Here is a 406-nt window from a genome sequence, read left to right on the forward strand (position 1 = left end):
TCCAGGACACAGGTCCTGGCTTTTAACTTGTCGCCGCTTGTTACAGGCCTTCGAGGATGTCCGACATGTCGTCGGCGTGCTCTTCTTCCTGAGCAAGAATCTCTTCAAAGATGCGGCGGGTGGTCGGATCGCTGTCACCGATGTATTGAATGATCTCGCGATAGCTGTCGACCGCGATGCGCTCTGCAACCAGGTCTTCGTAGACCATTTCCTTCAGCGTGTTGCCCGCAACGTATTGTGCGTGGGAGTTCTTCGACAGCAGGTCCGGGTTGAATTCCGGCTCGCCGCCCAGTTGCACGATACGCTCGGCCAGCTTGTCGGCGTGCTGTGCTTCCTGCTCAGCATGCTCCAGAAACTCGGCTGCCGCCACGCTCGCCTTGATGCCGGACGCCATGTAGTAGTGGCG

The 406-nt window shown here is 58.4% G+C and carries 1 protein-coding gene; it reads right to left on the reverse strand.

All coding sequences use genetic code 11. The features are described from left to right. Nucleotides 1-40: 40 nt before the first annotated feature. Nucleotides 41-406, reverse strand: a 366-nt coding sequence (locus tag ALO64_RS06555) for a ferritin-like domain-containing protein (protein ID WP_235804977.1), incomplete at its 5' end; no start/stop codon positions are given.

This window comes from Pseudomonas meliae, assembly GCF_001400515.1.
Taxonomy (GTDB): domain Bacteria; phylum Pseudomonadota; class Gammaproteobacteria; order Pseudomonadales; family Pseudomonadaceae; genus Aquipseudomonas; species Aquipseudomonas amygdali.